The 25,194-nt window shown below is 45.8% G+C and carries 23 protein-coding genes; 9 read left to right on the top strand and 14 right to left on the bottom strand.

What is annotated here, in order from left to right; all coding sequences use genetic code 11:
- Positions 1-428 precede the first annotated feature (428 nt).
- Genes CP947_RS09050 through CP947_RS09065 form a run of 4 tightly spaced genes read left to right on the top strand, consistent with a single transcriptional unit; the run spans position 429 to position 5,174 of the window.
- Positions 429-1,901: a 2-isopropylmalate synthase gene (locus CP947_RS09050; protein ID WP_455565255.1), complete on the top strand. Its 1,473-nt coding sequence runs from the start codon at positions 429-431 to the stop codon at positions 1,899-1,901.
- A 5-nt stretch (positions 1,902-1,906) separates the two neighbouring features.
- The gene (locus CP947_RS09055; protein WP_096712882.1) at positions 1,907-2,665 is read left to right on the top strand and encodes a TatD family hydrolase; all 759 of its coding nucleotides are present in this window, start codon (positions 1,907-1,909) and stop codon (positions 2,663-2,665) included.
- Positions 2,666-2,675: 10 nt separating this feature from the next.
- Positions 2,676-3,311 (top strand): MBL fold metallo-hydrolase, encoded by a 636-nt coding sequence (locus CP947_RS09060; RefSeq protein WP_096712883.1) that lies wholly within the window; start codon positions 2,676-2,678, stop codon positions 3,309-3,311.
- Between the two features lie 9 nt (positions 3,312-3,320).
- The gene (locus CP947_RS09065; protein ID WP_096712884.1) at positions 3,321-5,174 is read left to right on the top strand and encodes a YgiQ family radical SAM protein; all 1,854 of its coding nucleotides are present in this window, start codon (positions 3,321-3,323) and stop codon (positions 5,172-5,174) included.
- A 228-nt stretch (positions 5,175-5,402) separates the two neighbouring features.
- On the opposite strand, the gene CP947_RS09070 is transcribed toward CP947_RS09065, so the two are convergent.
- Entirely contained in the window at positions 5,403-6,464 is a 1,062-nt protein-coding gene (locus CP947_RS09070) for a (Fe-S)-binding protein (RefSeq protein ID WP_096712885.1), read from the bottom strand.
- Positions 6,461-7,837 (bottom strand): FAD-binding oxidoreductase, encoded by a 1,377-nt coding sequence (locus CP947_RS09075; RefSeq protein ID WP_096712886.1) that lies wholly within the window; start codon positions 7,835-7,837, stop codon positions 6,461-6,463. The genes CP947_RS09070 and CP947_RS09075 overlap by 4 nt, the downstream gene beginning before the upstream one ends.
- A gap of 82 nt (positions 7,838-7,919) precedes the next feature.
- Between CP947_RS09075 and arcS the strand changes: the two genes are divergently transcribed.
- Positions 7,920-9,752, top strand: coding sequence for an archaeosine synthase subunit alpha (gene arcS / locus CP947_RS09080; protein WP_096712887.1), 1,833 nt, complete (start codon positions 7,920-7,922; stop codon positions 9,750-9,752).
- A 19-nt stretch (positions 9,753-9,771) separates the two neighbouring features.
- The gene (gene rimI / locus CP947_RS09085) at positions 9,772-10,257 is read left to right on the top strand and encodes a ribosomal protein S18-alanine N-acetyltransferase (protein ID WP_096712888.1); all 486 of its coding nucleotides are present in this window, start codon (positions 9,772-9,774) and stop codon (positions 10,255-10,257) included.
- Positions 10,258-10,264: 7 nt separating this feature from the next.
- Here rimI and CP947_RS09090 read toward each other — a convergent pair whose 3' ends face one another.
- Both CP947_RS09090 and CP947_RS09095 read right to left on the bottom strand, forming a co-directional pair.
- Positions 10,265-10,549 carry a UPF0058 family protein gene (locus tag CP947_RS09090; protein WP_096712889.1) on the bottom strand — a complete coding sequence of 95 codons (285 nt, stop codon included), beginning with the start codon at positions 10,547-10,549 and terminating at the stop codon, positions 10,265-10,267.
- A 206-nt stretch (positions 10,550-10,755) separates the two neighbouring features.
- Positions 10,756-11,358: a diacylglycerol/polyprenol kinase family protein gene (locus tag CP947_RS09095; RefSeq protein WP_132130923.1), complete on the bottom strand. Its 603-nt coding sequence runs from the start codon at positions 11,356-11,358 to the stop codon at positions 10,756-10,758.
- Positions 11,359-11,562: 204 nt separating this feature from the next.
- On the opposite strand from CP947_RS09095, the gene CP947_RS09100 reads away from it, so the two are divergent.
- The 3 genes from CP947_RS09100 (at position 11,563) to tes (ending at position 14,785) form a co-directional block, all read left to right on the top strand.
- The gene (locus CP947_RS09100; protein WP_096712891.1) at positions 11,563-12,051 is read left to right on the top strand and encodes a 3-isopropylmalate dehydratase small subunit; all 489 of its coding nucleotides are present in this window, start codon (positions 11,563-11,565) and stop codon (positions 12,049-12,051) included.
- Positions 12,052-12,072: 21 nt separating this feature from the next.
- Positions 12,073-13,200 carry an isocitrate/isopropylmalate dehydrogenase family protein gene (locus tag CP947_RS09105; RefSeq protein WP_096712892.1) on the top strand — a complete coding sequence of 376 codons (1,128 nt, stop codon included), beginning with the start codon at positions 12,073-12,075 and terminating at the stop codon, positions 13,198-13,200.
- A 106-nt stretch (positions 13,201-13,306) separates the two neighbouring features.
- Positions 13,307-14,785: a tetraether lipid synthase Tes gene (tes, locus tag CP947_RS09110; RefSeq protein ID WP_096712893.1), complete on the top strand. Its 1,479-nt coding sequence runs from the start codon at positions 13,307-13,309 to the stop codon at positions 14,783-14,785.
- A 12-nt stretch (positions 14,786-14,797) separates the two neighbouring features.
- Here the strand turns inward: tes and CP947_RS09115 are convergent, their stop codons facing one another.
- The 10 genes from CP947_RS09115 to CP947_RS09160 form a co-directional block, all read right to left on the bottom strand.
- Positions 14,798-15,763, bottom strand: a complete 966-nt coding sequence (locus tag CP947_RS09115; protein WP_096712894.1) for a DUF128 domain-containing protein — start codon at positions 15,761-15,763, stop codon at positions 14,798-14,800.
- A gap of 61 nt (positions 15,764-15,824) precedes the next feature.
- Complete coding sequence (locus tag CP947_RS09120; protein WP_241645907.1) at positions 15,825-17,474, bottom strand: ABC1 kinase family protein; 1,650 nt, start codon at positions 17,472-17,474, stop codon at positions 15,825-15,827.
- A gap of 64 nt (positions 17,475-17,538) precedes the next feature.
- The gene (locus tag CP947_RS09125) at positions 17,539-17,907 is read right to left on the bottom strand and encodes a phasin family protein (protein ID WP_096712896.1); all 369 of its coding nucleotides are present in this window, start codon (positions 17,905-17,907) and stop codon (positions 17,539-17,541) included.
- Between the two features lie 117 nt (positions 17,908-18,024).
- Positions 18,025-19,743 (bottom strand): ABC transporter ATP-binding protein, encoded by a 1,719-nt coding sequence (locus tag CP947_RS09130; RefSeq protein ID WP_096712897.1) that lies wholly within the window; start codon positions 19,741-19,743, stop codon positions 18,025-18,027.
- 28 nt (positions 19,744-19,771) lie between these two features.
- Positions 19,772-20,515 carry a phosphoglycerol geranylgeranyltransferase gene (locus CP947_RS09135; protein ID WP_096712898.1) on the bottom strand — a complete coding sequence of 248 codons (744 nt, stop codon included), beginning with the start codon at positions 20,513-20,515 and terminating at the stop codon, positions 19,772-19,774.
- Between the two features lie 8 nt (positions 20,516-20,523).
- A complete protein-coding gene (locus CP947_RS09140; protein WP_013038400.1) occupies positions 20,524-20,673 on the bottom strand; it encodes a 50S ribosomal protein L40e in 150 nt (49 codons plus the stop codon).
- Between the two features lie 86 nt (positions 20,674-20,759).
- Positions 20,760-22,190 carry an Asp-tRNA(Asn)/Glu-tRNA(Gln) amidotransferase subunit GatB gene (gene gatB, locus CP947_RS09145; RefSeq protein WP_096712899.1) on the bottom strand — a complete coding sequence of 477 codons (1,431 nt, stop codon included), beginning with the start codon at positions 22,188-22,190 and terminating at the stop codon, positions 20,760-20,762.
- Positions 22,191-23,612, bottom strand: coding sequence for an Asp-tRNA(Asn)/Glu-tRNA(Gln) amidotransferase subunit GatA (gatA, locus tag CP947_RS09150; protein WP_096712900.1), 1,422 nt, complete (start codon positions 23,610-23,612; stop codon positions 22,191-22,193).
- Positions 23,613-23,622: 10 nt separating this feature from the next.
- Complete coding sequence (gene gatC, locus CP947_RS09155) at positions 23,623-23,904, bottom strand: Asp-tRNA(Asn)/Glu-tRNA(Gln) amidotransferase subunit GatC (protein WP_096712901.1); 282 nt, start codon at positions 23,902-23,904, stop codon at positions 23,623-23,625.
- Between the two features lie 71 nt (positions 23,905-23,975).
- Positions 23,976-25,139, bottom strand: coding sequence for a Coenzyme F420 hydrogenase/dehydrogenase, beta subunit C-terminal domain (locus tag CP947_RS09160; protein WP_096712902.1), 1,164 nt, complete (start codon positions 25,137-25,139; stop codon positions 23,976-23,978).
- Positions 25,140-25,194 lie beyond the last annotated feature (55 nt).

The raw sequence follows: 25,194 nt of genomic DNA on the forward strand, positions 1-25,194 counted from the left end.
GAATTCTTAATACTAACGATCAGAATTCACCGAACTGCCATTGCGTGAGTCAGACAGAATTGTTATCTCCTGTCTCCATGAATATGAAGGTGATTTATTCTCCCACACACGTTCTGTGCGGGAACTCATGAATATTGCTTCTGGTATATAAACCTTATGTTCCGGCCAGACCGGAACATTTCACACGGCAAACCAGGAAGGTTCGCGCATGAAACAGGTCATCGAAAGCAGCCCTAAGATACCATCATAGTATATATAGATTTCGTGGCGGGACATCTCACATAGATTTCCGGAATTAAACCATAAATAACACGCAAATATAAATAGTAGAAAAACAAAGTGGCTTGCAGGAATTATCATGTATGCGAAGAACAAACTGAGGGATCGCTTTTTACAGCGCTGAATCGATTAGAAATAAAGAAATAACCATTTTTGATACTACTCTTCGCGACGGGGAACAGACCCCTGGTGTATCCCTGACCCCAAAACAGAAGCTCAATATTGCAAAGCAGCTTGACAAACTTGGGGTAGATACGATTGAAGCAGGTTTTCCAATTGCATCCGAAGGAGACAAGGATTCGGTTAAATCCATAGCCGATGCAGGTCTAACTTCAGAGGTCTGTGGCCTTGCCAGGGTACTCACAAAAGATATCGACGCCTGTATAGACGCAGGAGTGGACATGGTACACACCTTCGTCTCCACATCGGACATCCAGAGGGAACACACCATACGCAAAAGTCGTGAAGAGGTGCAACAAATGGCCACCCAGGCCGTGGGATACGTAAAAGATCACGGACTGAGATGCATGTTTTCTGCCATGGATGCCACCCGAACCGACCTTGACTACCTGGTAGCAATCTATAGGGCAGCAGAAGAAGCAGGTTGCGACATTATTAACGTGCCAGACACCGTGGGTGTCATGTCCCCGTCGGGCATGTACAACCTGATAAGTGACCTTCGCCAAGAGATCAGTATACCGATAGACACACACTGCCACAACGACTTCGGGCTTGCTGTGGCAAACAGCCTGATGGCAATCGAAGCAGGCGCCAACCAGGCGCAGGTGACGGTAAACGGTCTTGGTGAAAGAGCCGGCAATGCAGACCTGGCGGAAACGGTTATGAGCCTCAAATCCATATACGGTGCCAGTCTGAATATCAATACTGAATATGTGGTTGAAACTGCACGTATGGTCGAGCGCTACACCACGGTTCCAATCACAGCCCATCGACCGGTGGTTGGTGAGAATGCGTTTGCGCATGAATCAGGAATTCATACCCACGGCGTCCTCGAAAATTCTGACACCTTCGAACCGGGCATAATGACTCCGGAGATGGTGGGCCACACGCGCCGTATCGTACTGGGCAAACATGCCGGCAAACATGCAGTACGCAGATCCCTTGAAGCTGCCAACCTTAACCCCAATGATGAACAACTCAATCACATCATTGAAAAGGTAAAAACAATAGCAGACAAGGGCAAACGACTGACAGATGCTGACCTTTACGCGATTGCCTGTGCAGTCATGCACAAACCAATGGGCAAGCCTGCAATCGACCTCAAAGAGCTGTCTGTAATGACGGGTAACGTCACAACACCCACAGCAGTTGTGAAAGCACTGGTTAACGATGAGGAGAGAGTACTCTCCAATATCGGAATCGGGCCGGTCGACGCGGCACTGAAAGCAGTTACAGGAATAATCGGTGAACACGCAAACATCAGTATCCATGACTTCCGTATTGAAGCAATAACCGGAGGATCGGATGCCGTTGCAGAGGTAATAGTCGGCGTACAGGATGAAAACGGACGGATAGTATCCGCACGTTCTGCAAGTGCAGATATTGTATATGCATCCGTTGAAGCACTCGTAACCGCTATTAACATGCTCCTCCAGAAGTGAGGAACATGTCACCTTATTTTATAGATTCACACTGCCATCTTGATTTTTCCAAGTTCAACAAGGATCGTGAAGAAGTCATCCTCCGTGCACAGGAAGCCGGGGCAGGAGAAATGATCAATTCGGGAATTGACCTGAAAACCAACTTTTCAACCCTTGAACTGGCCAAAACCCATTACTGCATCCACCCAACAATAGGGTTAAGCCCCATGCTTGCCACCAATCCCGATAAAGACAGGGTACCGGAAGTCCTTTCCCAGCTTGATGAGTATGCCCCCCAGGCTATCGGCATTGGAGAAGCAGGGATGGACTATTATCACTGCACCGATGAAACTCTACGTAAAAAACAGAGGGAAGTATTTAAACAGGTCATCACGATTGCAGAGAATCATGCAAAACCCCTGGTTATCCATGGCAGGGATGCCGAAGATGAAGCGCTTGCAATGGCAGGTCATCTCGACACAGTAATCTTCCACTGCTATGGCGGCTCCTTAGAGACAATGAAAAAAATAACTGATGCCGGCCACTACATATCCATACCTACCCTGGTTTGCTTCTCCAGCCATCACAAAGAGATCGCTGCCACCGTACCTGAAGAACTTATGCTGATAGAAACAGACAGCCCTTATCTTTCACCGCGTAAAGGCCGCAATGAACCCAAGTTCCTGGTCGATTCCATAAATACAATCGCAGAAATAAAGGACATGGAACCTGCCGATGTGGCAGAAATCACACGGAAAAATACCTATAACGCATTCAAAATCTAAAGGGATTTACATGAAAGTCATACAATGCAATGCCACTACCAATGATGCAAACTCCTACCTTATAAATGACAGTATCCTCATCGATACCGGCCTGAATGGAGAAAGACTTGCCCGGGAAATTGAAAGTCATATAGACCTCAATAAACTGGAACTGATAATCCTGACCCACTGCCACTATGATCATACAGCAGCTGTACCCCTGCTTGTGGAACTCAGCGGGGCAAAGGTCGGTGTCCACAGGGCAGATGGGGCCATGCTCGCGGATGATATGGGAAGCGTATCAACATTCTTTGGGCAAAAAGCGCCTGCTATTGAGCCGGATATCCTCTATGAAGATGGGGATATGATCAAATTAGACGAAATCGAAGCCCTTCAGATAATCCACACACCCGGCCACACTCCGGGAGGCATATGTCTCTACGAACCTTTTTCCAAAAGCCTGTTCTCGGGAGACACAGTCTTTGCATCCGGCGGATTTGGACGCACGGATTTTGAAGGCGGCTCAGCCAGGCAACTCACAGAATCAATCGAAAAACTGGCAGAAATAGATGTAGAAACCCTCTATCCAGGCCATGGACCGGTGATAAAAAGTGATGCCAACCGCCAGATCCAGCTTTCAATGCGTGCATCCCGAACCATATGGTGATCCATAACAATGAAACACGATAAGAAAACATCAAAGCCCCTCCCCATGTCAAAAAAAGAAATGCATCAGAGGGGATGGGACACCCTTGACATAATCATAGTGACAGGCGATGCATACGTTGATCACCCTTCCTTCGGGGCTGCCCTGATAGGCCGCCTCCTTGAGGCCAGAGGATTCAGAGTGGGAATAATAGCCCAGCCGACTCACGATAAACCGGAAGAGTTTAAGAAACTTGGAAAACCAAAACTTTTCTTTGCCGCAACTGCCGGCAACATGGACTCAATGGTGTCCAACTATACACCATCCCTCAAACCACGGAAACGTGATATGTATTCTTCGGGAGGTACTCCCGGTATGCGACCGGACAGGGCGACCATTGTATATTCCAATCGTATACATCAGGCATACCCGGATGCCCCTATTGTGATTGCAGGTGTGGAAGCCTCCCTGCGCAGACTTGCACAATATGATTTCCAGTCAGGAAAGGTAAGGAAATCAATTCTTGCAGATGCCCCGGCAGACCTCCTTATATATGGGATGGGCGAAACCCAGACAGAAGAAATCGCACGCAGATTACAGGCAGGAGAAGATATCAAACAAATAAAGGACATTCCCGGTACCGTCTGGAAAACCCCGGTGAAGAGCTGGAAAGAAGAACTTAAAGGCATGTATTATATCGAACTGGAATCCTACACTACGGTTTCAGAAGAAAAGGAAGCCTTTGCCAGAAATTACAGAACCCTCTGGCAGCAGCAAAATCCGGGAAATGGGAAAGTACTGGTCCAGCCCCACCCCAAAACTATCATTGTCCAGAACCCTCCGGCAAAACCTCTTGAAACCCAAAAACTGGATGAGGTTTATGAGTTACCTTACACCAGACAAAAACACCCCGCTTACAAAGAAGATATCCCTGCTATTGAGCCGGTGCGCTTCTCCCTCACTACCCACAGGGGTTGCTTTGGTGCATGCTCTTTCTGCGCCATCGCCCACCATCAGGGCCGCATGGTTAATTCCAGGAGTATTGAATCACTCTTAAGAGAGGCAAAAAGCCTCACCAAAATGAAAGATTTCAAGGGAAATATCAATGGAGTGGGAGGACCCACCGCAAATATGTATTCAATGGAATGCCCCCAATGGAAAAGCAAGGGCGTGTGTACCGACAAGTTCTGCCTCTACCCCAAGGTCTGTCCCTCAATGAATACTGACCACAGCAAAAACATGGAACTACTAAATCGCCTGGAACAAATTCCGGGGGTGAAAAAGGTTTTCATAACCTACGGTGTGCGCTACGACCTTGCCCTGACCCAACCTGAGTATCTGGAAATGATATGTAAAAAGCATGTCAGTGGGAGACTTGCTGTGGCACCGGAGCATTATTCAAAAAAAGTCACCGACAGCATGAGAAAACCCGGCAGGGATGTTTTTGAAAAGTTTGTGGAAATGTATTCAGCAATCAACAAGAAAATGGGCAAAGAGCAATACCTCCAGACATATCTCATGTCCGGCCATCCGGGTTGCGGGCTAAAAGAGATGATCGAAACTGCCGAATACATACGTGATAATAAACTTTATAGTGAGCAGGTCCAGGATTTTACACCAACCCCCATGACAGCATCCACCTGCATGTATCATACCGGAATTGATCCCTTCACAGGGGAAAATATAGAAGTTGCTACATCACGAAGAGACAAGAAAATCCAGCGCACAATCCTCCATTACAGGGACAAACGAAATCGTAAATATATTCTTGAAGCTTTAAAAACGGCAGACCGAATGGATCTTGTGGGTAACAGCTGGAAATGTCTGATTTCCGGCAAAAACGGCATGTGGGAATCCAACAGCCATAAACAACAGGGAAGATAAAATCAGGGCCTTCAATAATTGTGCAGACGATTTTGTCCTGAAACCAATTGATGAGTTCATACTCAAGAGCCGTATTGAGACCCTGCTAAAAGTAAAAGGATTGCAGGAGCAGATCCGCCAGGAAAGGGACCTGGCACTTAAGTACATAGACACGACAGATTCCATAATATCCATCACAACCCTGAAAAGGGAGGATATCGATATATGGAAACTTCCGCCATAGCAAAATTAACACATTGCCCTTTCGAGCAGCTCAATAAGATCTATGAGCTCACAGTCTTCTGCAGCCATCTCAAGATTGGAGCGGCACAGGGGACAGGAAGTTACGAGTAATTCGGCCTTTTCTGGAATCTCATCCAGTCTTTTGGAGGCAAGAGAGCGGGAAAGATCTGAGAAACTTCTCCTCACACCACCTCCGCCACCACAGCAGTGTGCATTTTCATGGTGGGTGTCCATCTCCTCTAGATTGCAGATACGCCTGATAACATTGCGCGGTGCTTCGTATATACCATGTGCCCTGCCTATATGGCAGGGGTCGTGATAGGACACGGAAATATCAAGTTTGTGGATATCCAGTTCATCGAGTTTTTGTTCTAAAAACTCGGAAACATGAAGTACATCAAACCCATCGGGATAGTCCTTTTTCAGAGTAGTGTAGCAACCAGCACATCCTGTGATTATGGTTTTTGCTCCGCTCTTTTTTATCTGCTCCATGTTGTGCTCGATTAATTCACAGGCATCAGAGCCTGTGCGAAGCAGAGGGGAACCACAGCATACCTCGTCCTCCAAAACACCCACCCCAAACTTCTTGAGTATATCAAAGGTTTTACGTGCAACTTCCGGATACCTGTATGCAGTCATACAACCTGCAAAATAAACATATTCGCATTTATCAGGCAGTTCATCTCTCTCCGTCGGTTCAAGCCAGTGCAGACGTTGCCGGGATTCGCGCAGGGGATTGCCCCATTCAACAGTATCCTTTTTGAGTTTTTCCTGAGCCTTACTGGCTCCGGCCTTGCGCACAACTGCTGCACGTGCATTTTCAACTACATCCGGAGGTATTGCCCCTGAAGGGCACATTTGCTCACATATGCCGCAGGTTGTACAGGTATCCAGGGAAAAACGGAAACTGTCATCAATATCCGCCCCTTCATCTATTTGCTGGGCGATGAGCATTCGGCCCCGTGCATTGGTGGATTCCCAGCCATATTCATTGAATACCGGGCAATAAGCCCTGCAGGTTCCACAGTGCACACATTTCAGGATCGACCTGCGATTTTCATCATTCATTTATCCAACCCCAGTTTTCCTGGATTGAGGATTCCTTTGGGATCAAGGGCTTTCTTGATAAGGGACATTACCGGCAGGGATGTAGGATGCTCAAGTTCCATATAGTTCGAGCGTGCACCACCAATTCCGTGTTCTGCGGAGACAGTCCCCCCCAGTTCTATTGCCTTGCGATAGATAAGGTCAGCAGCCCTGTGGAGCTTGTCCCATTCTTCCTCACTGAGCATATCGATACTCATACCGGTATGCAGATTGCCATCTCCTATATGGCCATATATCATGATCGGAATTCCTACTTCATCGGATATCCTGTGTACATTCTCGATCATCTCAGGTATCTTTTTTATTGGCACACCGACATCTTCTCCTACATACACCCGATTGCGCAGGGGGTCCAGGCGACTTATTGCCGCCCCCACGATACGCCGACCGGCCCATATGCGGTCACTTTCCTGTTCATCCTTTGCCGCACGTATGTCATCTGCAATCCCTTCACATACCTTTTTCACCATTTCTGACGCCTCGGAGACCGCACCTTCTGAACCGTCCACCTCAACCATAAGAATAGCACCTGCATCAGGGATATCAAGACTCGGATCATAGGATTTCAGGGCACGAATAGTGGTATTATCCAGTATTTCACAGGCGGAGGGAATAGTTCCCGAGGAAAGGATACGCACAACTGCGCCTCCCGCTTTTTCTGCACTATCAAAGGAAAGGAGAATTACCAGCCTGGCGCGGGGCAGGGGATAAATCTTCAAAACCGCCTCAGTAATTATGCCCAGGGTTCCTTCAGAACCTACCATCAGGGATGTCAGATCATAACCTGAAGCCATTTTTAGTGTTCTTGAACCGGTCCTTATGATGCTGCCGTCCGCAAGAACTACTTCAAGATCCAGCACATAACGTTTCGTAGTTCCATATTTCACGGAACGCATTCCGCTGCCATTGTTCGCTATAAGGCCCGCCAGGGTACACATAGCAGTACTGCCCGGATCGGGAGGGAAGAAAAAACCATGGGGTTTCAGGGTTTCGTTTAGCCTGGAATGCACGACCCCAGGTCCGATGGTTACCTGCAGATTATCAATGTCTATATCGATAATCTCATCCATACCGCTCATATCCAGCACAATTCCACCACGTACCGGTACTGCACCACCTGCAAGCCCACTGGCAGCACCCCGGGCCACCACAGGCATTTCATTTTCAGAAGCAAGTTTTACTATCTTGCTTACCTGTTCTGAATTATGGGGGCGTACCACATATTCAGGACGACCTTTTACCCGGGATGCATCCGAAGAATAGCAACAAATGTCCGAGGCCGAATTACTTACGTTTTTATCGCCGACTATCTCCTTCAGCCTGTTAAGAAGCATATACGTTCAACCTGTAATGTATTGATCAATATTATGTGATTGAGTAGAAAACGTTTAGATCTATATAGTTCTATTCTATGCCATGACCAGATACTTTGAAGTCCACCAGAGAGATGGGGCTGCAAGAACGGGAAGCCTCTATCTTAACAACACAATCCCTACACCAGCGGTAATTGACCCTTCTTCCCTCAAACCAGAGGCAGAAGGAGATATAATATATCCAGGCAGCCAATGGCATTTCGGGAATGGAAAAGCAGCAACACAAGCTACCCTGAAATTAAGGGAACGTGTGGGAAAAAATAAACTCATAATCATGCCTTCCTGCACATATTCGTCCATGGTAGCAGGAGATGTTACCTGTGAAAAGATTGATGTGCCAGCTGACGAGGGACCCACGGGTATAGCCTATTCTGAAAGAGACCCGGAAACTACACGGGACCTCTATGTGGCAGACGGCATCGGCTGTCATGAAGGCAACCCTCGCAGGCTGCTGGCCGAGCTCATGAAGGTAAGGAAGAACATTGCACCGGATTCGGCCCTGTATGCACCGAATATCGCCCTGCCTGAAAATGTTGCCATGCTGATTTATCTGGGCGTGGACATCCTGGATACGACAAGGGCAACGATCGCTGCCTTTGAAGATAAATACATGACATCAGCCGGTTTCATCCATCTGGACAGACTTGCAGAATTGCCTTGCTGCTGCGCCCATTGCAGCGGCACGAGTGCAAAAGAAGTGAAAGGCATGGATAAAAAGCAACGCGCCCGCCTACTTGAAAAACATAATATCGCCACCCTTGAGGCAGAAGTAGCCCTTGTCAGACAACGGATACGCAGTGCCTCTCTCAGGGAATATGTGGAAGGAAGATGCCGTCATGACCCCGCCCTTGTGGCAATGCTGCGTTTGAGTGATGTAGAATACGATTTCCTCGAAGAGAGAACAGCCCTTTTCAAACCCGCACCCCTGCTTGCAACAACCTCTGAATCCCTGACAAGGCCTGAAGTTGTACGCTTTGCCCGACGAGTACAGCAGCGATACACACCACCAGAAAAAGATATCCTGCTACTTTTACCCTGTTCGGCCCGCAAACCTTACTCTATTTCTATGACCCATTCCAGATTCCGCAAGGCACTTGGTAAGAATCTTAAACTTGTGCAGGAAGTCATAATTACCTCACCCCTGGGAATAGTACCCCGGGAACTGGAAGTCACATATCCTGCAGCACATTATGACACCACAGTAACGGGCTACTGGGATGCAGAGGAACACAGATGGGTAGAGGAATGTCTGGAGGACTTCCTGCTAAAACATCCTTACAAACATATTGTAGCGCATGTGGAAGATGAATATCGCAGTATATGTGAGAACGTGTCCAAAAAACTCGGATTGGAAATAACTTACACCTCCGACGGAAATGTGACGTCTCCAACCTCCCTGCACAAACTGGAAGATACAATGAAAGAATTATGTAGCGGGCTCAGCTATAGAGGAGATTACAGACGGGACATGCTAAAAGCCATTGCAGATTACCAGTTTGGTGCAGGTGCCGGTGAAAAACTATTACCCCCTGATTCAAAAATAAAAGCTCCTTTCCCCCGCTACCAGGCATTCCTGGATAAGGAACAACTCATAACCCTGATACCCGAAAATGGTACGATAGCCCTGACCATCGAAGGAGCTAAGAGGATTATTGAAACAGGAGATTATGTTGTAAATATTGATGATTTCGTGCCGCGGGGTTCAATACTGGCACCGGGAGTCATCGATGCAGATGAGCGGATTCGCCCCAATGATGAAGTGTTCATATGCGGAGATAAAGCATTCTGTGTTGGACGTGCTGCAATGAGCGGCCCCGAGATGATACACTCCAGCCGGGGCATTGCCGTGGATGTAAGGCACGTCAAAAAATTATAACAGTGCCTGGAGGGCAACATTGCTGTTTAGAAGGTTCGAAGGAAGGGATTTTGCCGAAGTACTGCAGATTGAAATGGAGGCATTCGAAGACCATGACCCCTACACCTACATGAATTTCTATGAAATGAACCCGGAAGGTTTTCTTGTTGCTGAAAGCGGGAAAAACATTACAGGTTTTGTAATGGGATATCGCAGTAGTGAACAGGAAGGGAGGATATTTTCCCTTGCCGTTAAAAAAGAATTTCAGGAAAGGGGAATCGGTCAGGCATTATTGCAGATAATGCAGAGACATTTCCGCAACCGTAATGTAAAATATGTGCGCCTGGAAGTACGTGCCAGCAATAAAAACGCCCGACGTCTTTATAGTCGCATGGGATTTGTTGACTGCTGGTATGAACCGGGTTATTACATCGACGGGGAATGCGGAATAATTATGAAGAAATATCTATATCCCGCAGGTTTGTATGAAGATTTATTGACAGATAATTGGCCTGTCATATCTTAAGTTCCTTTCAGTTACTATGTGAAAACCCATCTCCCGATCTCTCGGCAAACTCCTGCATCCTGACAGAAGTCCTGCTTATACTGGAGATCTCATCTTCTGATATGATGGATGCCAGGTGATTGCCGAGGATAAAGATTGCATGCTTGTGTTCTGCTTTGCTTCGATGGATGTGGACCGGACTTATGGAGAGGGAATTATAATCCTCAAAATCATGCTCTACACCCTGATCTTCCAGATACCTTTTGATTTGGACCATCAAAGTATGCAACTGGATCAGTTCATCTTTGTGCATTGTAACAACCTGTATTATATCAATTTAAAGCAGCATAAACTCAGAGATAGAATCTAAATGAGCTAGATAAAATCATTCCCTAGGGAAAAGACTTTCCTTGTTGACCCATATATTGTTTTCTATTTAATTTCAACTAATAATAATTAACAATCCTGAATACAAAAATACAGATTCCGATTCAGTGAAAGAGGTTTTTAAAAAATATTTCATACATTAATTTTAAAAAATACTCTTACTAAAAGCATTGCCACAAGTGCAGCAAATGGTATAAAAAGGTTGTCATGGCGGGAAATTGAACATTCCGTGACCATACCAACCACACTACCAACAACAGCCAGCGCTCCAACAAAATAAAATCCTACTATAGAAGACAGGATTATTCCTCCGGTAGTGCCCTCCACCGTCTTGCATGAGCCAGGCAGTTTCAATTTCCCCAGATGACCGATCAGCGGAGCTACTCCATCACCCAGAGCCAAAACTACCATGGAAGCATAACATATACCTTCGTTTACAAAATAACTCAGACCCAGAAGGACAAAGAAAGATAGAATGTAAAAAAAAGGATCCAGTGCAAACACTTCTTTCTCCCTGTTCCTCCATAAAAGACCATATACATACCATTTCTTTTCAGCCGGTTTGATAACTTCCATAATGAGAAAAATAAGTGTTGCACTCGCAAGTGCCAGTGCGGCATATTCTCTGCCATAAATATCCGCGATAAAAGGAACCGCCACTCCCGACATATGCACTATTTTGCGTAAAGGAAGGGATTCATTGACGCACAATGGATTATTATGAGCTGCCATCATCTGGAATCTGGCAGGTAAGTGGATATATTTTGCTATTGGAAACCCGATACAACCATACATGATGCTACAAATTGCTATTTCAGATGAAATGTGGGAAAAATATATCATTCAGGGATGAGATTATTATATGATTATTTGTATTATTAGCACAATTCTGGATACAAGATGCCATCTCATCCAGTGATTTGATTTGCCGGTGATAGAATGGAAGGAAAAGTATGGAAATTCGGAGATGACGTGGATACTGACGCGGTTATCCCGGGAAGATTTCTGGTCCTAAACACCCCTGAAGAACTTGCAGCACATGCATTCGAAGGAGTGAGATCAGATTTTGCAGAAAATGTAAAGGAAAATGACATAATCGTTGCTGGAAGCAATTTTGGCTGCGGTTCATCCAGAGAACATGCACCCCTGGCACTAAAAGGGACAAAGGTTGGATGCGTTATTGCAAAATCCTTTGCAAGAATCTTTTTCAGAAACGCGATCAATATCGGTGTACCATTACTGGAATGTGCTGATACCGACAGGATAGATGAGAACGATAAGCTTAAAGTGGATATTTCCACCGGTGTAATCGAGAACCTGTCCAAAGGAGAAAAGTATCAGGCAACACCCCTCCCTGATTTTGTAAGGGAGATTGTAAATACCGGTGGACTGATAGAGTACACACGAAAGATAATCGATAAATCTTAATAATACCGGAGATAATTAACAATGACCCAATATAAAGTGCCTGTAATTCCCGGAGATGGCATCGGCCCGGAAATTGTAGCAGAAGGAATGAAAGTTATAGATGCCGCAGGAGAAAAATTCGGATTCGATGTGGATTGGATTGATTATCCGCACGGTGCTGACCATTACCTTGAAACCGGAGAACTGATAAGCGAGGACACACTCAAAGAACTGTCCGACTATTCAGCCATATACTTGGGTTCTATAGGGGATCCCAGGGTTGCACCGGGTGTGCTCGAAAAAGGCATCCTGCTTGCTGCACGTTTTTATTTTGACCAGTATATTAATCTACGTCCAATAAAACTTCTCGAGGGAGTATGGACTCCTGTAAAAGATAAAACCCCGACAGATATTGATTTTACGGTGGTAAGGGAAAACACTGAAGATTTCTATATCGGAATCGGTGGAAGGTCCAAAAAGGGTACCAGCAAGGAAATGCTTGAAGTCTCACGTTCCCTGTACTCCGCAAAATTTGACCTTGACATCGAAACCGACAGCGAGGAGATCGCCTATCAGATAGGAATGATCTCCAAAGAGGGTACCAAAAGGGTTATCGAGTATGCCTTTGATCTTGCAGAAAAAAGAGACAGGCATGTGGCTTCTGTGGATAAGGCAAATGTGCTCTCCGAGATCTATGGATTCTGGAGAGAAGAATTTGAAGAGGTAGCTGCCACACACCCCGATGTTGATACAGATTTCAACTATGTTGATGCTATTACCATGTGGTTTGTTAAAAATCCCGACTGGTTTGATGTAGTTGTAACCCCCAACATGTTCGGGGACATTATCACCGACCTGGGCGCAATGATACAGGGAGGACTGGGACTTGCACCCGGCGGAAACATCAATCCCGAAGGAACCAGCATGTTCGAACCAATCCACGGTTCTGCACCCAAGTACAAGGGGCAGAACAAGGTCAACCCTATCGCCACAATATGGGCCGGTTCCATGCTGATAGACCAGCTCGGAGAAACCGAAGCTGGTGCAAGTATTGTTTCTGCCATTGAACAGAACATAATGGAAAACAATGTCAAAACCTATGATATGGGAGGCAACTCTAAAACCTCTGATGTGGGAGATGACATAGCAAGAATTATACTTGAAGAATAAGTGATATTTAAGGGAGGTTTGCTGATGGGGTGATATATACCTCCCTTTTATAGGCACCTGATAAATAGATGCAGAACATAAGTTCACAGTTGAGAAGGATACATATATGCATAGCACTAAATCTGTTTGTCCGGAATGTAAGGAAATCATAGAAGCCAGTATATTTGAGAAAAATGGCAGAGTATTGATGGAAAAAGAATGTCCGGAGCATGGCAAATTCGAAGAAGTCTACTGGTCGGATGCCAACCTGTACCGAAAATTCCAGAAATATCGACATGAAGGAAACGAAGTTTCAAACCCGCGGACTTCAGATGATGAGGGTTGTCCCTTGAATTGCGGACTTTGCCCGTCCCATAAAACAACAACCCTTCTTGGAAACATCGATGTTACAAATCGTTGTAACCTCAATTGTCCCATCTGTTTTGCCAATGCAAAGAGCCGGGGCTTCATTTATGAACCTAGTTTCCAGCAGATAGAAGATATGCTAAAAACTCTGAGAGAAGAAAAACCAACCCCCTGTCCGGCAATACAATTCTCAGGCGGAGAACCAACTGTCCGAGATGACCTGCCTGCTATGATCCAGAAGGCAAAGGAACTGGGGTTTGTCCAGATTCAAATTGCTACAAACGGCGTCAGAATCGCAAAGGATATTGAATTTGCCCGAAAACTGAAAAATGCGGGATTGCATACAATATACCTCTCCTTTGATGGGGTCAAAGAAGAAACTTACCAAAAGATACGTAATTTCAATGCCTTGCCCGTAAAAGAAAAAGCAATAAATAATTGCCGTGAAGCGGGTATTCGCAGTATTGTTCTCGTGCCCACCCTGGTTAAAGGGGAAAACGATGATCAACTTGCCGATATTGTTCAGTTTGCCACCGATAAACTGGACGTGGTGAAAGGAATCAACTTCCAGCCTGTGGCATTCACCGGTAGAATCGACAGACAAAGCAGAGAAAAACAAAGATTCACCATACCTGACCTGATCAAGGGACTTGCAGATCAAACCTCTGGCCAAGTACCCGAAACAGCCTGGTACCCAGTACCTTTTGTTGTACCCATCTCGCGTTTTATAGAAGGAATACAGGGAAAACACCTTCCCGAATTCACAGTCCATCCGCACTGTGGAGCTGCAACATACCTTTTTGTGGAGGAGGGCAGGATAATACCGATTACGGATTTCCTTGATGTTGAGGGATTCGTCGAGTTGCTTGATGATGCCACACAAAATCTCAACGGTAAAAAAACCAGAAATTTAATTACCCTTGCCAAAGTAGTCCGACAGATTCCGGGTTTGGTCAATCAGGAAAAAGCCCCGAAATCAATCAATGTTACAAAAATGCTGATCAACATAATAAAGGAAGGGGATCGGGAAGTAACCAGCCAATTCCACCGAAAAACGCTTTTTGTTGGAGCAATGCATTTCCAGGATCTCTACAATTTTGACCTGGAAAGAGTTTGCCGCTGTGGCATCCATTATGCCACACCGGACGGAAGGATAATACCTTTCTGTAGTTACAATACATTCCACAGGGATGAGGTAGAAGGACAATTCCTTAAACCCTACGATATAAATAAAAAATGAAAATAGATGATCTTACAGGGTTTTCATTGTTCCATAATCCATAATCATTGAAACCGGCCGGGTAGTTACATCGATACCGTATTCTTCAACAACAGCCAGGGCGTTTACACCTACAGAAACAACAATCCCCGACATACCAACATCTACAGGTGCTCCCAGCACATTACCCGATTCATTATCCATTGCAAGTAACCCGCCTATATCAGATTCATGCAATTGCTGGAAAAGAAGACGGGCATCTCCCGCAGCAGATTGTGGAATACTACGCATATTAGCCAGTATGGTCCCAGAACCCGACTGAAGCAATCCTGTTACCGATGTGGATTGGCGCATCAAAAAAATCTTAATCGGGTCTATAGATGTACCCCTGTACGAGATAAGGTCTTTAAACACCACTGGTTCATTGTTTTCCACGGCAAGAATTCCCCCAAAGTTAGGCTTGACCGGAATTCCATGCCGCAGGAGAACCCCATCAAAAGTAATACTGCAAACTGTCGCAATCCCCACTTTCCCCGGTGAAACAAATATATCCTCCGAATCTTCTTCAAATATTCCCACCCTGGGACTTATTGAGTAATCAACTGCACTTCTCATCAAGTCGGCAGTTTTTTCAAAATCATCCTTGTCCACATAAGATACGTTTACTATCACATTCCCTTGCTTTGTTACGGGGTCATAATCTGTGCGATAGATCAAGTCCTCAATCCTTGTGATTACAAAATCAAGCCTGTCACCTATAAGGGCCTCTTCCAGTTCTTCCTTACCTCTTAATGTGATGGAGCGACCTGTATAGCCGTGTTTTTCGGTAAAGCCACGCTCGTCCAGTATCCTGAGGTGATAGCGTACCGCCCTTTCACCAAGATTGTAACCCCTGTTGCGTAATTCGTCGGCAATGATACGGGCACCTACAGGCCTGTCACTTTCATTGATAATACGCATGATTTCGATAAGTTTTCTTTCGATCTGGGGATCAGTCATAGGATTCCTCCGTTTTTATGGGCATTATATTTAGCATATTTGCAATATGTAAATTGTGATATTATAGACTTCCAGTCCTAATAATATATATAATCAGACCCATACCGAAAATCCCGGCAGCAAAAAAGCCAAACAGACCAAATAACGGAACACCCCACACCTGGGGTTCCATACCGGTTTGTATAACCAGGGAAGAACCAACTATAATGGCAGAAATAATAAGACTGAAAGCAAGCCGGTTGGAGGCAACGCTTATTTCCGAAAGGAGACGGTCGGTGCCTTCATGTTCAAATTTAAGATTGAGGTAACCTTTTTCGGCGACCTCGAGAATGTGTGAAAGTTGCAGCGGGGCACGACTGAGAAGCCTGCTTACATACCAGAGATTTTTGGAACTGTTTTTGGCCATATTACGCGGAGAAAAGCGCTTTTTCATGAATTTACGTGCATAGGGCTCGGCGATCTCAGTTACATTGAAATCCGGGACCATTTGCATAGCAAACCCACCCACAGTCATTACTCCTTTAAAAAGCAGGGCAATATTCGGAGGTACCTGTATCTGATGTTTACGCAAAAGAGACAGCATTTCAGAGGAAACCTCTGTGGCATCCACCTGATCCAGCGTGCGTCCGTAATATTTGAAAAGGAAATGATCATAATCAACTTTGAAGGAACGCACATCCAGTTTTTCATCCGCTACTCCCAGATCACGCATAACCTCTATGTATTGGGTGCTATCCCCGTTTGTTACGGCTAGAAGGGCATCTACCAAAAGCCCACGCATATCTTCGGACAGATGACCCGCCATACCGAAATCCAGCAGGGCGATTCTGCCGTCTTCCAGGGCAAATATGTTGCCTGAATGAAGATCAGCATGGAAAAAACCATGTTCAAAAACCTGTTTCATAAAAGCTTCAGAAACATCTGTGGCAATTTTTTCCCGGTCCAGATTCTCATTTGCCAGCTTTTCAAATTTGTTACATTTTATCCCTTCAATATATTCGAGGGTCAGGATGCGATCACTGCTGTAATCATTGTATACACGGGGAATTACAATAACAGGATCGTTTTCAAAGTTGGACAGGAAGTGTTCGATATTTCTTGCTTCCTGAGTATAGTCCATTTCCGAGTGAATTGACCTTGACAGTTCGTCTACAACAGCTACCGGATTATAGAGTTTTATTTCCTCGATGTGCTGCTGGGCAAATCCGGCAAGACTGTACATGATATCCAGGTCCGCTTCAATTATGCGGCGGATACCGGGCCTCTGTATCTTTACAACCACATCTTCCCCACTATGGAGGCGTGCTTTATGAACCTGACCTATAGATGCAGCTGCGACCGGTTTTTCATCAAAATCAGAAAAAAGTTCAGGTATATCCCCGCCAAGTTCAGTTTTGAGTACTGCTTTTACATCTTCGAAGGGAAAAGGAGGAACATCGTTCTGAAGTTTTGTAAATTCCTGTGCGTATTTCAGGGGTATCAGGTCTTCCCGCATGCTGAGTAACTGGCCGAATTTGACATAGGTGGGGCCCAGTTCCTCAAGTACCTTACGTGCCCTTTCCGGCCGGGTATCCTTTTCCTGCTCCCTTCCAAACCGACCTTTTACACGGCTGCGAACAGACCCCATTGACCTGAGGCCCATTTTATCCACAAAGTAACCAAATCCGTTCGATACAAGTACGTCTATGATACGCCCGTATCGTTTAACCATTGAATATCTGTGAGAAATACCCGGTACCATGGTATCAAAAAAGAGATGTTAGAAATGAATGGTATCAGGACCACTCATCATCTTTTTCATGCTTGTCTTTTTCTTCAGCGGGTACATCCTCGCCCAAAGATTTTGCAAGCATCTTTTCAAGCCGGTCGATTTTTTCTTCCAGGTTCTTTACATGTTCCTGGGTTGCAACATCGGATTTGTTGACAGCTTCCTTGACCCGGGAAGACATCTTTTCCTCCATCTCTTCCTGCTGCTTTCTCTTGGATTCAATCAAGTCTGTCACGAACTTTTTACCCTCTTCCCTGTTAATTTCCCCCCTTTCGACGAGTTCTTTCACATATTCATTAATCTTCTCTTCGGTCAGGGCATACAAGCCCACGGTAAAAAGCCCAAATTTTTTCATATAATATACTGGATCGTACATTTTATTAAACCTCCAAGAAGTATATTGTATTTCACCATATATAAACAAAATGAAAACAAGCAGAAGAAAGAATTACCACACAGCCTGAAAACTGTATCCGCATAAAAAATATCAGAATTACTTTGAAATCATCCCGTCAATACCCTTTCCAATGTAGGTCACACCGGTTGATTCTATGAAGTTATCACATACTTGCCGGGCATCCCCCTCTTCAATAACCGAACCTCCGGATAACAAAACTGCCCTGTGGGCTACTTCTTTCACAAAATCCATATGATGGCTGACAAAAACTATTGTCGTGCCAAACCTGCGATTTATTTCCTTGAGCGAATTGGTAACATCTCTCAGAGTAATCGGGTCAAGATCTCCAAAAGGTTCATCCAGCATGAGTATATCCGGAGATGTGGCAAGAGATACCGCTATGTAGGACCTCACATGTTCTCCGCCACTTATCTGTGCAGGTTTCTTTTCAAGTATGTCAGGAGAAAGATCCAGAGCATCAAATACAGGTTCTGCATATTTGGCCACATCGAGTTGCGGCCATGCGGGGAATAATTCAAGATAGACCTGTGGCGTCAGTCCCATTTTTGAAAGGGATTGTTCTTTTTCTGCCTCTGCCATATCGGGCAACTGATAAATCGTATCCAGCATCTTTTCAGAAATACCCAACTCCTCTGCTTTTTGACGGGCGTGTTCTATCGCACCCTGTCTTTTGAGCCTGAGTTTAAAGGCAATATGCTGTCCTATTGTGGAATGGGGGGACAACGTAAATTCCTGATGCATGATACTCATTCTGCGACGCATTTCCATTCTTTGCGGGCTGAAACGGGAAATATCAATCCAGTTATCCTCAAGAGAATAAAGGACCCTTCCGCTTTGAGGTTCGAGAAGGCCGGCAAGCATCCGCAGCAGGGTTGTCTTGCCACTTCCGGAAGGGCCTATCAAACCCAGTATCTCACCCCTGTTAACAGAAAGAGAGATATCCTTCAGGTCCAGAACTTCTCCTACCCTCCAGAGGGAATAACGCTTGGCAAGATTTTCTGCCCTGACACAAACCTCCTCTGAAAAAGTACCCAGAGGTTTTTTGTCAGCCATCCCATGAAGGAACTTGTCCAGAACTTGTCCAGAGTCACCTGATGCTACAATTTTTCCTTCATCAATGCAGAGCATATCATCGGCAAGGTAACTCAAAATTTCCGGCAGATGGGATACTACCAGAATAGGAATGTTGAGTTTTTCTTTCAGAAGAAGAATTATGTCCAGTATTTGCTGTTTGGAATCCGGTCCAGCCATTGTGACAGGCTCATCAAGAAGCAGCACGGATGGCCGGGATGCAAGCTGGCGGGCAAGAATCAGACGTTGTTTTTCTCCTCCACTCAATGCTCCGGAGAAATGCAGGGCTTTTTCCTTCAAACCCACAATACCCAGATAGGCCATTGCCTCCTCATACATTTCATCGTAAAGAGGGTGATCGTTATCCGGAAGGGCTTCGTAACCTTCCCTTGCATAATAAAGCCTGCGGATTATATTTTCAACTGCTTTACCGGACCAGAGGCTGAAGTTGCGCTGAAGATGAAGGGCACTATTGCTCATCAAAAAACGTTGACCGGTTTGCCCCATATCCGGACTTATAGCCGTTTCGTCAATCTCAATCGTCCCACTGTCAAAGGTTTCAATTCCACGCAAAATTTTAAGCAAGGTAGATTTGCCACTACCGCTTTTACCTGTAATACCAAGTATTTCGCCATTCTGTACGGTAAAACTGATGTCCTCAAGTACCTGTTTTTTCCCGCAGGGAGAATCGTAAATTTTTGAAATACCTTTTACTTTAAGCATTTCCCACCTCATTAAGGGAAATCCATTTTTAACTTTTGATCGCAGAAACGAATTCAGCAATCTTTGCGCGGACATCGCCAGCATCTTCCACGGCAGTACCTGTCACGATCATATCCGCCCCTGCCTTTGCACAGGCAGCTGCAGCATTACGGTCGCGGATACCTCCACCTACTATCAAGTGTCCTTTATCGATAGCATGTTTCACAGCACCCACCATTTCAACCGGAACCGGATTATCTGCACCCGAACCTGCCTCGAGATAAACATAGCGCATTCCAAAGTAGGATCCTGCAAGAGCATAGGCTGCAGCAAGCTCCGGTTTTGTACGGGGCAGCAAACGTGCATCCCCTACCCATCCAACCGTGCCGCCTGGTTCCACTATCAGGTAGGCCATTGGAATGGGTTCAATGCCGAATTTGCGTACAAGAGGTGCACCCATCGCCTGGTTGGTAACAATATAGTTGATATCCCTGGAATTCAGCAGGCTCATGAAAAAAATAGCATCGGCGTATGAGCTCACGCCTGCGGAATCGCCGGGGAAAAGAATAGTTGGCACATCAATTTGTTCTTTCATCAGCTGAAGGGTCTGATCAAGAACCTGACCCATCGCTCCGGTGGAACCCCCAATCATTATAGCATCGGTGCCTCCCTCAACGGCAGCTTTTGCAATCTCTGCCGCCCTTTCGGGTTTTTGGGAGGCGGGGTCTATAAGTGTCAGATGGACACAACCGTCCCTCTTTACAATATTATTGAGGTACTCTTCCACCTGCATCAGACCGATCAGCCTCTCTTTACTTCCTTGGATTTTACACGGAGATTTTTGTAACCACACTTTCTGCATTTAACAGCCCTTACAGCGTTACGGGCATTGCAATTCATGCAAATCTTCTTATTAAGTATACGTTCCTCAGCTTCGGGGAATCTTGCCATATTCTCACCTTTGTAATAATTGTAATTAAATTAATAGTATCGGGCTGGCTAAATAGCCCTCAAAACATATAATTGTTTTGGGGCAATCATCGATAATTCTTATCAATTTCCTCCAGCATCATCTCACGTACTGAGCGGGCATCCGCACGACCACGTGTTTTCTTCATTACCTGACCTACAAGGAAGTTCAGGGATTTTTCCTTACCTGCAAAATAATCCTCCAGAGCTTGCGGGTTTTCTTTCAAAACTGCCTCTACAGCCTGGTCGACCACATCCCCTTCTACCTTCAGCAGCCCCTTCTCCTTTACAATGTCCATCGGGGACCCGCCTTCATCAAGGATGGTACGTATGATCTCCACAGCTGCCTTTTCGGTAACCTTACCACTGACTACCAGCTCGATGATCTTTACCATATCTTCTACTGTAAAGGAAGCTACGGTGAGATCACGGTAATTGAGCTCTCCCTTGAGGACATCGGAAACCCATACCGCTGCTGCTGCAGGATCTACCTTAGAGGCAACCTCTTCATAGAAATCCGCCACCCTGATGTCAGATGTCAGCGCCTTGGCATGGGTATCCACCATTCCGTAGTCCGAAATGAACCTGCTACGCCTGGCATCAGGCAGCTCGGGAAGGGTTTCAAGGATACCCTCAACCCAGCTTCCAACCCTCATGGGTACCAGATCAGGTTCGGGGAAATAACGATAATCGTGCTCTTCTTCCTTGGTCCTCATGGAAATCGTGACCCCACGAGCCTCGTCAAAGTGACGTGTTTCCATAACAACCTCTTCTCCACGGCGTTTGATATTCTTCTGACGCATGATCTCATAGAGCAGGGCCCTTTCGGCGCCTTTGTGGGAAGAGATGTTCTTAACCTCGGTTCGGTCACCCCCCGCAATAGAGATGTTGGCATCCACCCTCATCGAGCCTTCCAGGGTGCTGTCGAAGACGTCCAGATACTCAAGGATGTTACGCAGCTTGTCCAGGAAACGTCTGGCTTCCCGGGGACTGCGCATATCCGGCTCGGAAACAATCTCAATCAGGGCCATGCCCGAGCGGTTGTAGTCAATCAGTGTACCCCTGGACCTGTCAATGGTACCCATGTGCATCAGTCTACCCGGATCTTCCTCCATATGGGCGCGCCTGATCCGAACGACATGTTCACCGTCCTCACCTTCAATTACCACCCTGCCATCACTGACAATCGGGTAATCATACTGGGTGGTCTGGAAACCTTTTGGAAGATCGGGATAGTAGTAATTCTTACGATGGAACTGGGTTTGTTCCACAATCTCACAGTTTAGGGCCAGTCCGATCCTGATAGCATATTCCACAGCCCTTTTGTTCAGCACCGGCAGACATCCGGGAAGGCCCATACATACCGGACATACATGAGTATTGGGTTCTGAAGTATGATAGTCCGTGGAACAGCCACAGAATAACTTGGTAGCAAGCTTGTTGAGCTGGACATGTATCTCCAGGCCTATCATGACACCATCGGGATTTTCGTATACCATTTATACCACTCCGGGGGCCAGTTTAGTATGATGATTGGTATTTTTCTCAAAAGAGTGGGCTGCCTTGAGAATGGTAGCTTCATCAAAGTAGTTCCCGATTACCTGCAGTCCTACAGGCAGACCTTCGGAGAAACCACATGGCACTGATATGGAAGGCACTCCTGCAAGATTAATCGGGACAGTGTTGACATCCGAAAGATACAGGGAGAGGGGATCATCCATTTTTTCCCCTATCTTGAAGGCAGGAGTTGGCATTGTGGGTGCCATCAATACATCCACGTCCTCAAAAGCTCTTTCAAAATCCTGTTTTACAAGGGTGCGAACCTTGAGGGCCTTTAGATAATATTTGTCATGATAGCCCGCAGAAAGAGCATAGGTTCCAAGCAGGATACGCCTTTTTACCTCTGCACCAAACTTTTCCTGCCGGGTCTTTGAAGCCATCATATGCCAGTTTTCCCCTTCTGAACGATTTCCATAGCGAGTACCGTCAAAACGGGCAAGGTTGGAGGAGGCTTCACTCATGGCTATGATATAATACGCTGCCAGTGCATAGGGTGTGTTTGGCATCGAAACTTTTGTGTACTCAGCTCCCATATCCTCAAACTTGCCAATAGCCTCCCATACCAATTTCTGTACATTATCATCGATGCCTTCCCCGAAGTATTCGGCAGGAACTCCGATCTTTAACCCTTCCACATCGTCCTGCAGGGCATCAGTATAACCAGCATTATGTTTAACACAGGTTGAATCCCGGTTATCATATGTGCCAATAACGTCCATCAGGGCTGCTACATCTTCCACACGATTTGCCAGTGGACCAATCTGTTCTAAAGAGTTGGCATAAGAAACCAATCCGTATCTGGAGACCGCCCCGTAAGTCGGTTTCAGGCCCACAGTCCCACAAAAGGCCGCCGGACAGCGCACCGAGCCACCTGTATCCGAACCCAGCGAGACAGGAACCTGCCCTGCAGCTACAGCAGCGGCACTGCCACCTGATGACCCCCCGGCCACTCTTTCTGCATCCCAGGGATTAAGAGTCGGGCCATAGGTACTTGTTTCAGTGGAGGTTCCCATACCAAACTCATCCATGTTGGATTTACCGATTATCACTGCACCGGCCTTTCGCAATCTTTCGATCACATGAGCATCATAGGGTGGCACATAACCATCCAGGATGGCAGAACTGCAGGTTGTGGATAACCCTTTCGTGGAAATATTATCCTTAATTGCAATGGGCACACCTGCAAGAGGGCCTTCAATGTCCAGAGAGTCAACTTTTCTAGCCTGATCAATAGCGTCTTCTGCAATACAGGTGAAGGCATTAATATCACTTTTTTCTATTCTTTCCAGATAGGAGGCAACAACATCCTCGGCTGATGAGGAACCTATCTTGTTTTTTAGATCAGATAAACCTTCCAGCATTTTTTGGCCCTCAGATGATCTTTGGAGTTTTTATGTAGCCTTCCTGTATGTCTTCAGCATTTGCAAGAATGGCAGCCTGCTCCAGGGAATCTGTTGGCTTATCTTCCCTGAATACATTCATGACATCGGCAACATGATATGTAGGCTTGACACCCGAGGTTTCCACCTCATCCAGCTGTCCGAAATAATCCAGCACAGTGCTTAGTTCCGATGCAAATTCAAAAGCGTCCTCCTCATCGATATTGACCCGTGCAAGCCAGCCGATGTGTTCTACCTGTTCCTTTGTAATCATAATATGAAGCCTCTGTAAGCGTAATATAGCGTATGTGTTACACAAAAGGTAATGCTATTAATATGTTCTTATCAGGTCTTTTTACTCCTGCGGTTTACACCATACATCTGTACCTTTTTCATCCTGGCAAGATTGAGTACCCTGTCCATCTCATAATCCTCCAGGGCCCGGGCCTCCAGAAAACCATTTTCCACAGCTTCATTGAATATCTCATAACCAATACTGGAGCGGGCAAAAACCGTGGTGTAACCATCCGGCGTACCCACACCCCCGAAACTTATATCGGAATTTTCTGCCGCCATGTCGGTACAGAACTTGCATGAGGAGGACCTGTATTCATCAAATTCGGACAGAGAGAATCTGCTTATCTGACCTGCCTGCTCAAACTCGAACTTACCCTTACGAATCTTCATTGCATCGATATCCGCAAGTCTCATACCATGGGTTTCAACAAATTCCTTAATGCCTTCGTAAGAAAATGTATCCATACAGAATAATCCCAGACGCAACACATTGGCTCTCATGAACAGATGCAAAAAGCCATAGGGACTGCGCTGCATCTTGTGGACCGCATCTATATTGCAACTTGGACCTACAAAAGCAATACTTCGCATACCCTGCTGAATGGCCTGCATCAACTGTTCCATTGTCATGCTGTGAGAATACATGCTACCAGAGGACTCAAGCACCTGTGCACGATCCTCAGCAATAATTGCAACCGGTTTCCAGGGTTGATCCTTTGAATGAGTGGTTACTACCGCACAATCAATCAGGCCTTCCTCCAGTCCATAAGCCAGCAATGCCGTAACAGCACCTCCATCCTGTCCATTATGTCGGGGAAGCAGGCTTTTGGCACTGTATGCAAACCTGAGTTTGCCCACAAGTTCCTCTTCTGTAGTAATAGTGCGAGGGCACTGGTTGTAACACACACCACAGGACGTACATGGGCCTACAATCCTGGGACGTTTACCCTTTATTGCTATGGATTCACAGGATGCGGCACAGGCTCCGCAAAGGGTACATATGCCTGGCTTGATAACATCTTTGTTAAGTTTGCCAAAAGAAACACGTTTTTTCTCATCAAGACTGCGTTTGAGACGTATTACGCTTTTTTTCATCTCATTAAATGTTTTCAGGCATTCACTTGAACAAAAATAATAGGTCTTACCATCATACTCCTGCTGGAAAGAAGTGTCTTCCTCTACTTTTTTTTTACAAATCGGATCCTGTTTCATTATATCCACCGCAAAAACTGTCTATAATAGGATATAGCTGCACTATTATAAACTG

It is taken from the genome of Methanohalophilus euhalobius (assembly GCF_900215215.1).
In the GTDB taxonomy this organism is placed as follows: domain Archaea; phylum Halobacteriota; class Methanosarcinia; order Methanosarcinales; family Methanosarcinaceae; genus Methanohalophilus; species Methanohalophilus euhalobius.

Bases quoted from the DNA above. Each gene is read 5' to 3' on its own strand.
- CP947_RS09055 (WP_096712882.1), top strand. From the start codon at position 1,907: ATGTCACCTTATTTTATAGATTCACACTGCCATCTTGATTTTTCCAAG.
- CP947_RS09060 (WP_096712883.1), top strand. From the start codon at position 2,676: ATGAAAGTCATACAATGCAATGCCACTACCAATGATGCAAACTCCTAC.
- CP947_RS09065 (WP_096712884.1), top strand. From the start codon at position 3,321: ATGAAACACGATAAGAAAACATCAAAGCCCCTCCCCATGTCAAAAAAA.
- CP947_RS09070 (WP_096712885.1), bottom strand. From the start codon at position 6,464: ATGAATGATGAAAATCGCAGGTCGATCCTGAAATGTGTGCACTGTGGA.
- CP947_RS09075 (WP_096712886.1), bottom strand. From the start codon at position 7,837: ATGCTTCTTAACAGGCTGAAGGAGATAGTCGGCGATAAAAACGTAAGT.
- arcS (WP_096712887.1), top strand. From the start codon at position 7,920: ATGACCAGATACTTTGAAGTCCACCAGAGAGATGGGGCTGCAAGAACG.
- CP947_RS09090 (WP_096712889.1), bottom strand. From the start codon at position 10,549: ATGCACAAAGATGAACTGATCCAGTTGCATACTTTGATGGTCCAAATC.
- CP947_RS09095 (WP_132130923.1), bottom strand. From the start codon at position 11,358: ATGATGGCAGCTCATAATAATCCATTGTGCGTCAATGAATCCCTTCCT.
- CP947_RS09100 (WP_096712891.1), top strand. From the start codon at position 11,563: ATGGAAGGAAAAGTATGGAAATTCGGAGATGACGTGGATACTGACGCG.
- CP947_RS09105 (WP_096712892.1), top strand. From the start codon at position 12,073: ATGACCCAATATAAAGTGCCTGTAATTCCCGGAGATGGCATCGGCCCG.
- tes (WP_096712893.1), top strand. From the start codon at position 13,307: ATGCATAGCACTAAATCTGTTTGTCCGGAATGTAAGGAAATCATAGAA.
- CP947_RS09115 (WP_096712894.1), bottom strand. From the start codon at position 15,763: ATGACTGATCCCCAGATCGAAAGAAAACTTATCGAAATCATGCGTATT.
- CP947_RS09120 (WP_241645907.1), bottom strand. From the start codon at position 17,474: ATGGTTAAACGATACGGGCGTATCATAGACGTACTTGTATCGAACGGA.
- CP947_RS09125 (WP_096712896.1), bottom strand. From the start codon at position 17,907: ATGTACGATCCAGTATATTATATGAAAAAATTTGGGCTTTTTACCGTG.
- CP947_RS09130 (WP_096712897.1), bottom strand. From the start codon at position 19,743: ATGCTTAAAGTAAAAGGTATTTCAAAAATTTACGATTCTCCCTGCGGG.
- CP947_RS09135 (WP_096712898.1), bottom strand. From the start codon at position 20,515: ATGCAGGTGGAAGAGTACCTCAATAATATTGTAAAGAGGGACGGTTGT.
- CP947_RS09140 (WP_013038400.1), bottom strand. From the start codon at position 20,673: ATGGCAAGATTCCCCGAAGCTGAGGAACGTATACTTAATAAGAAGATT.
- gatB (WP_096712899.1), bottom strand. From the start codon at position 22,190: ATGGTATACGAAAATCCCGATGGTGTCATGATAGGCCTGGAGATACAT.
- gatA (WP_096712900.1), bottom strand. From the start codon at position 23,612: ATGCTGGAAGGTTTATCTGATCTAAAAAACAAGATAGGTTCCTCATCA.
- gatC (WP_096712901.1), bottom strand. From the start codon at position 23,904: ATGATTACAAAGGAACAGGTAGAACACATCGGCTGGCTTGCACGGGTC.
- CP947_RS09160 (WP_096712902.1), bottom strand. From the start codon at position 25,139: ATGAAACAGGATCCGATTTGTAAAAAAAAAGTAGAGGAAGACACTTCT.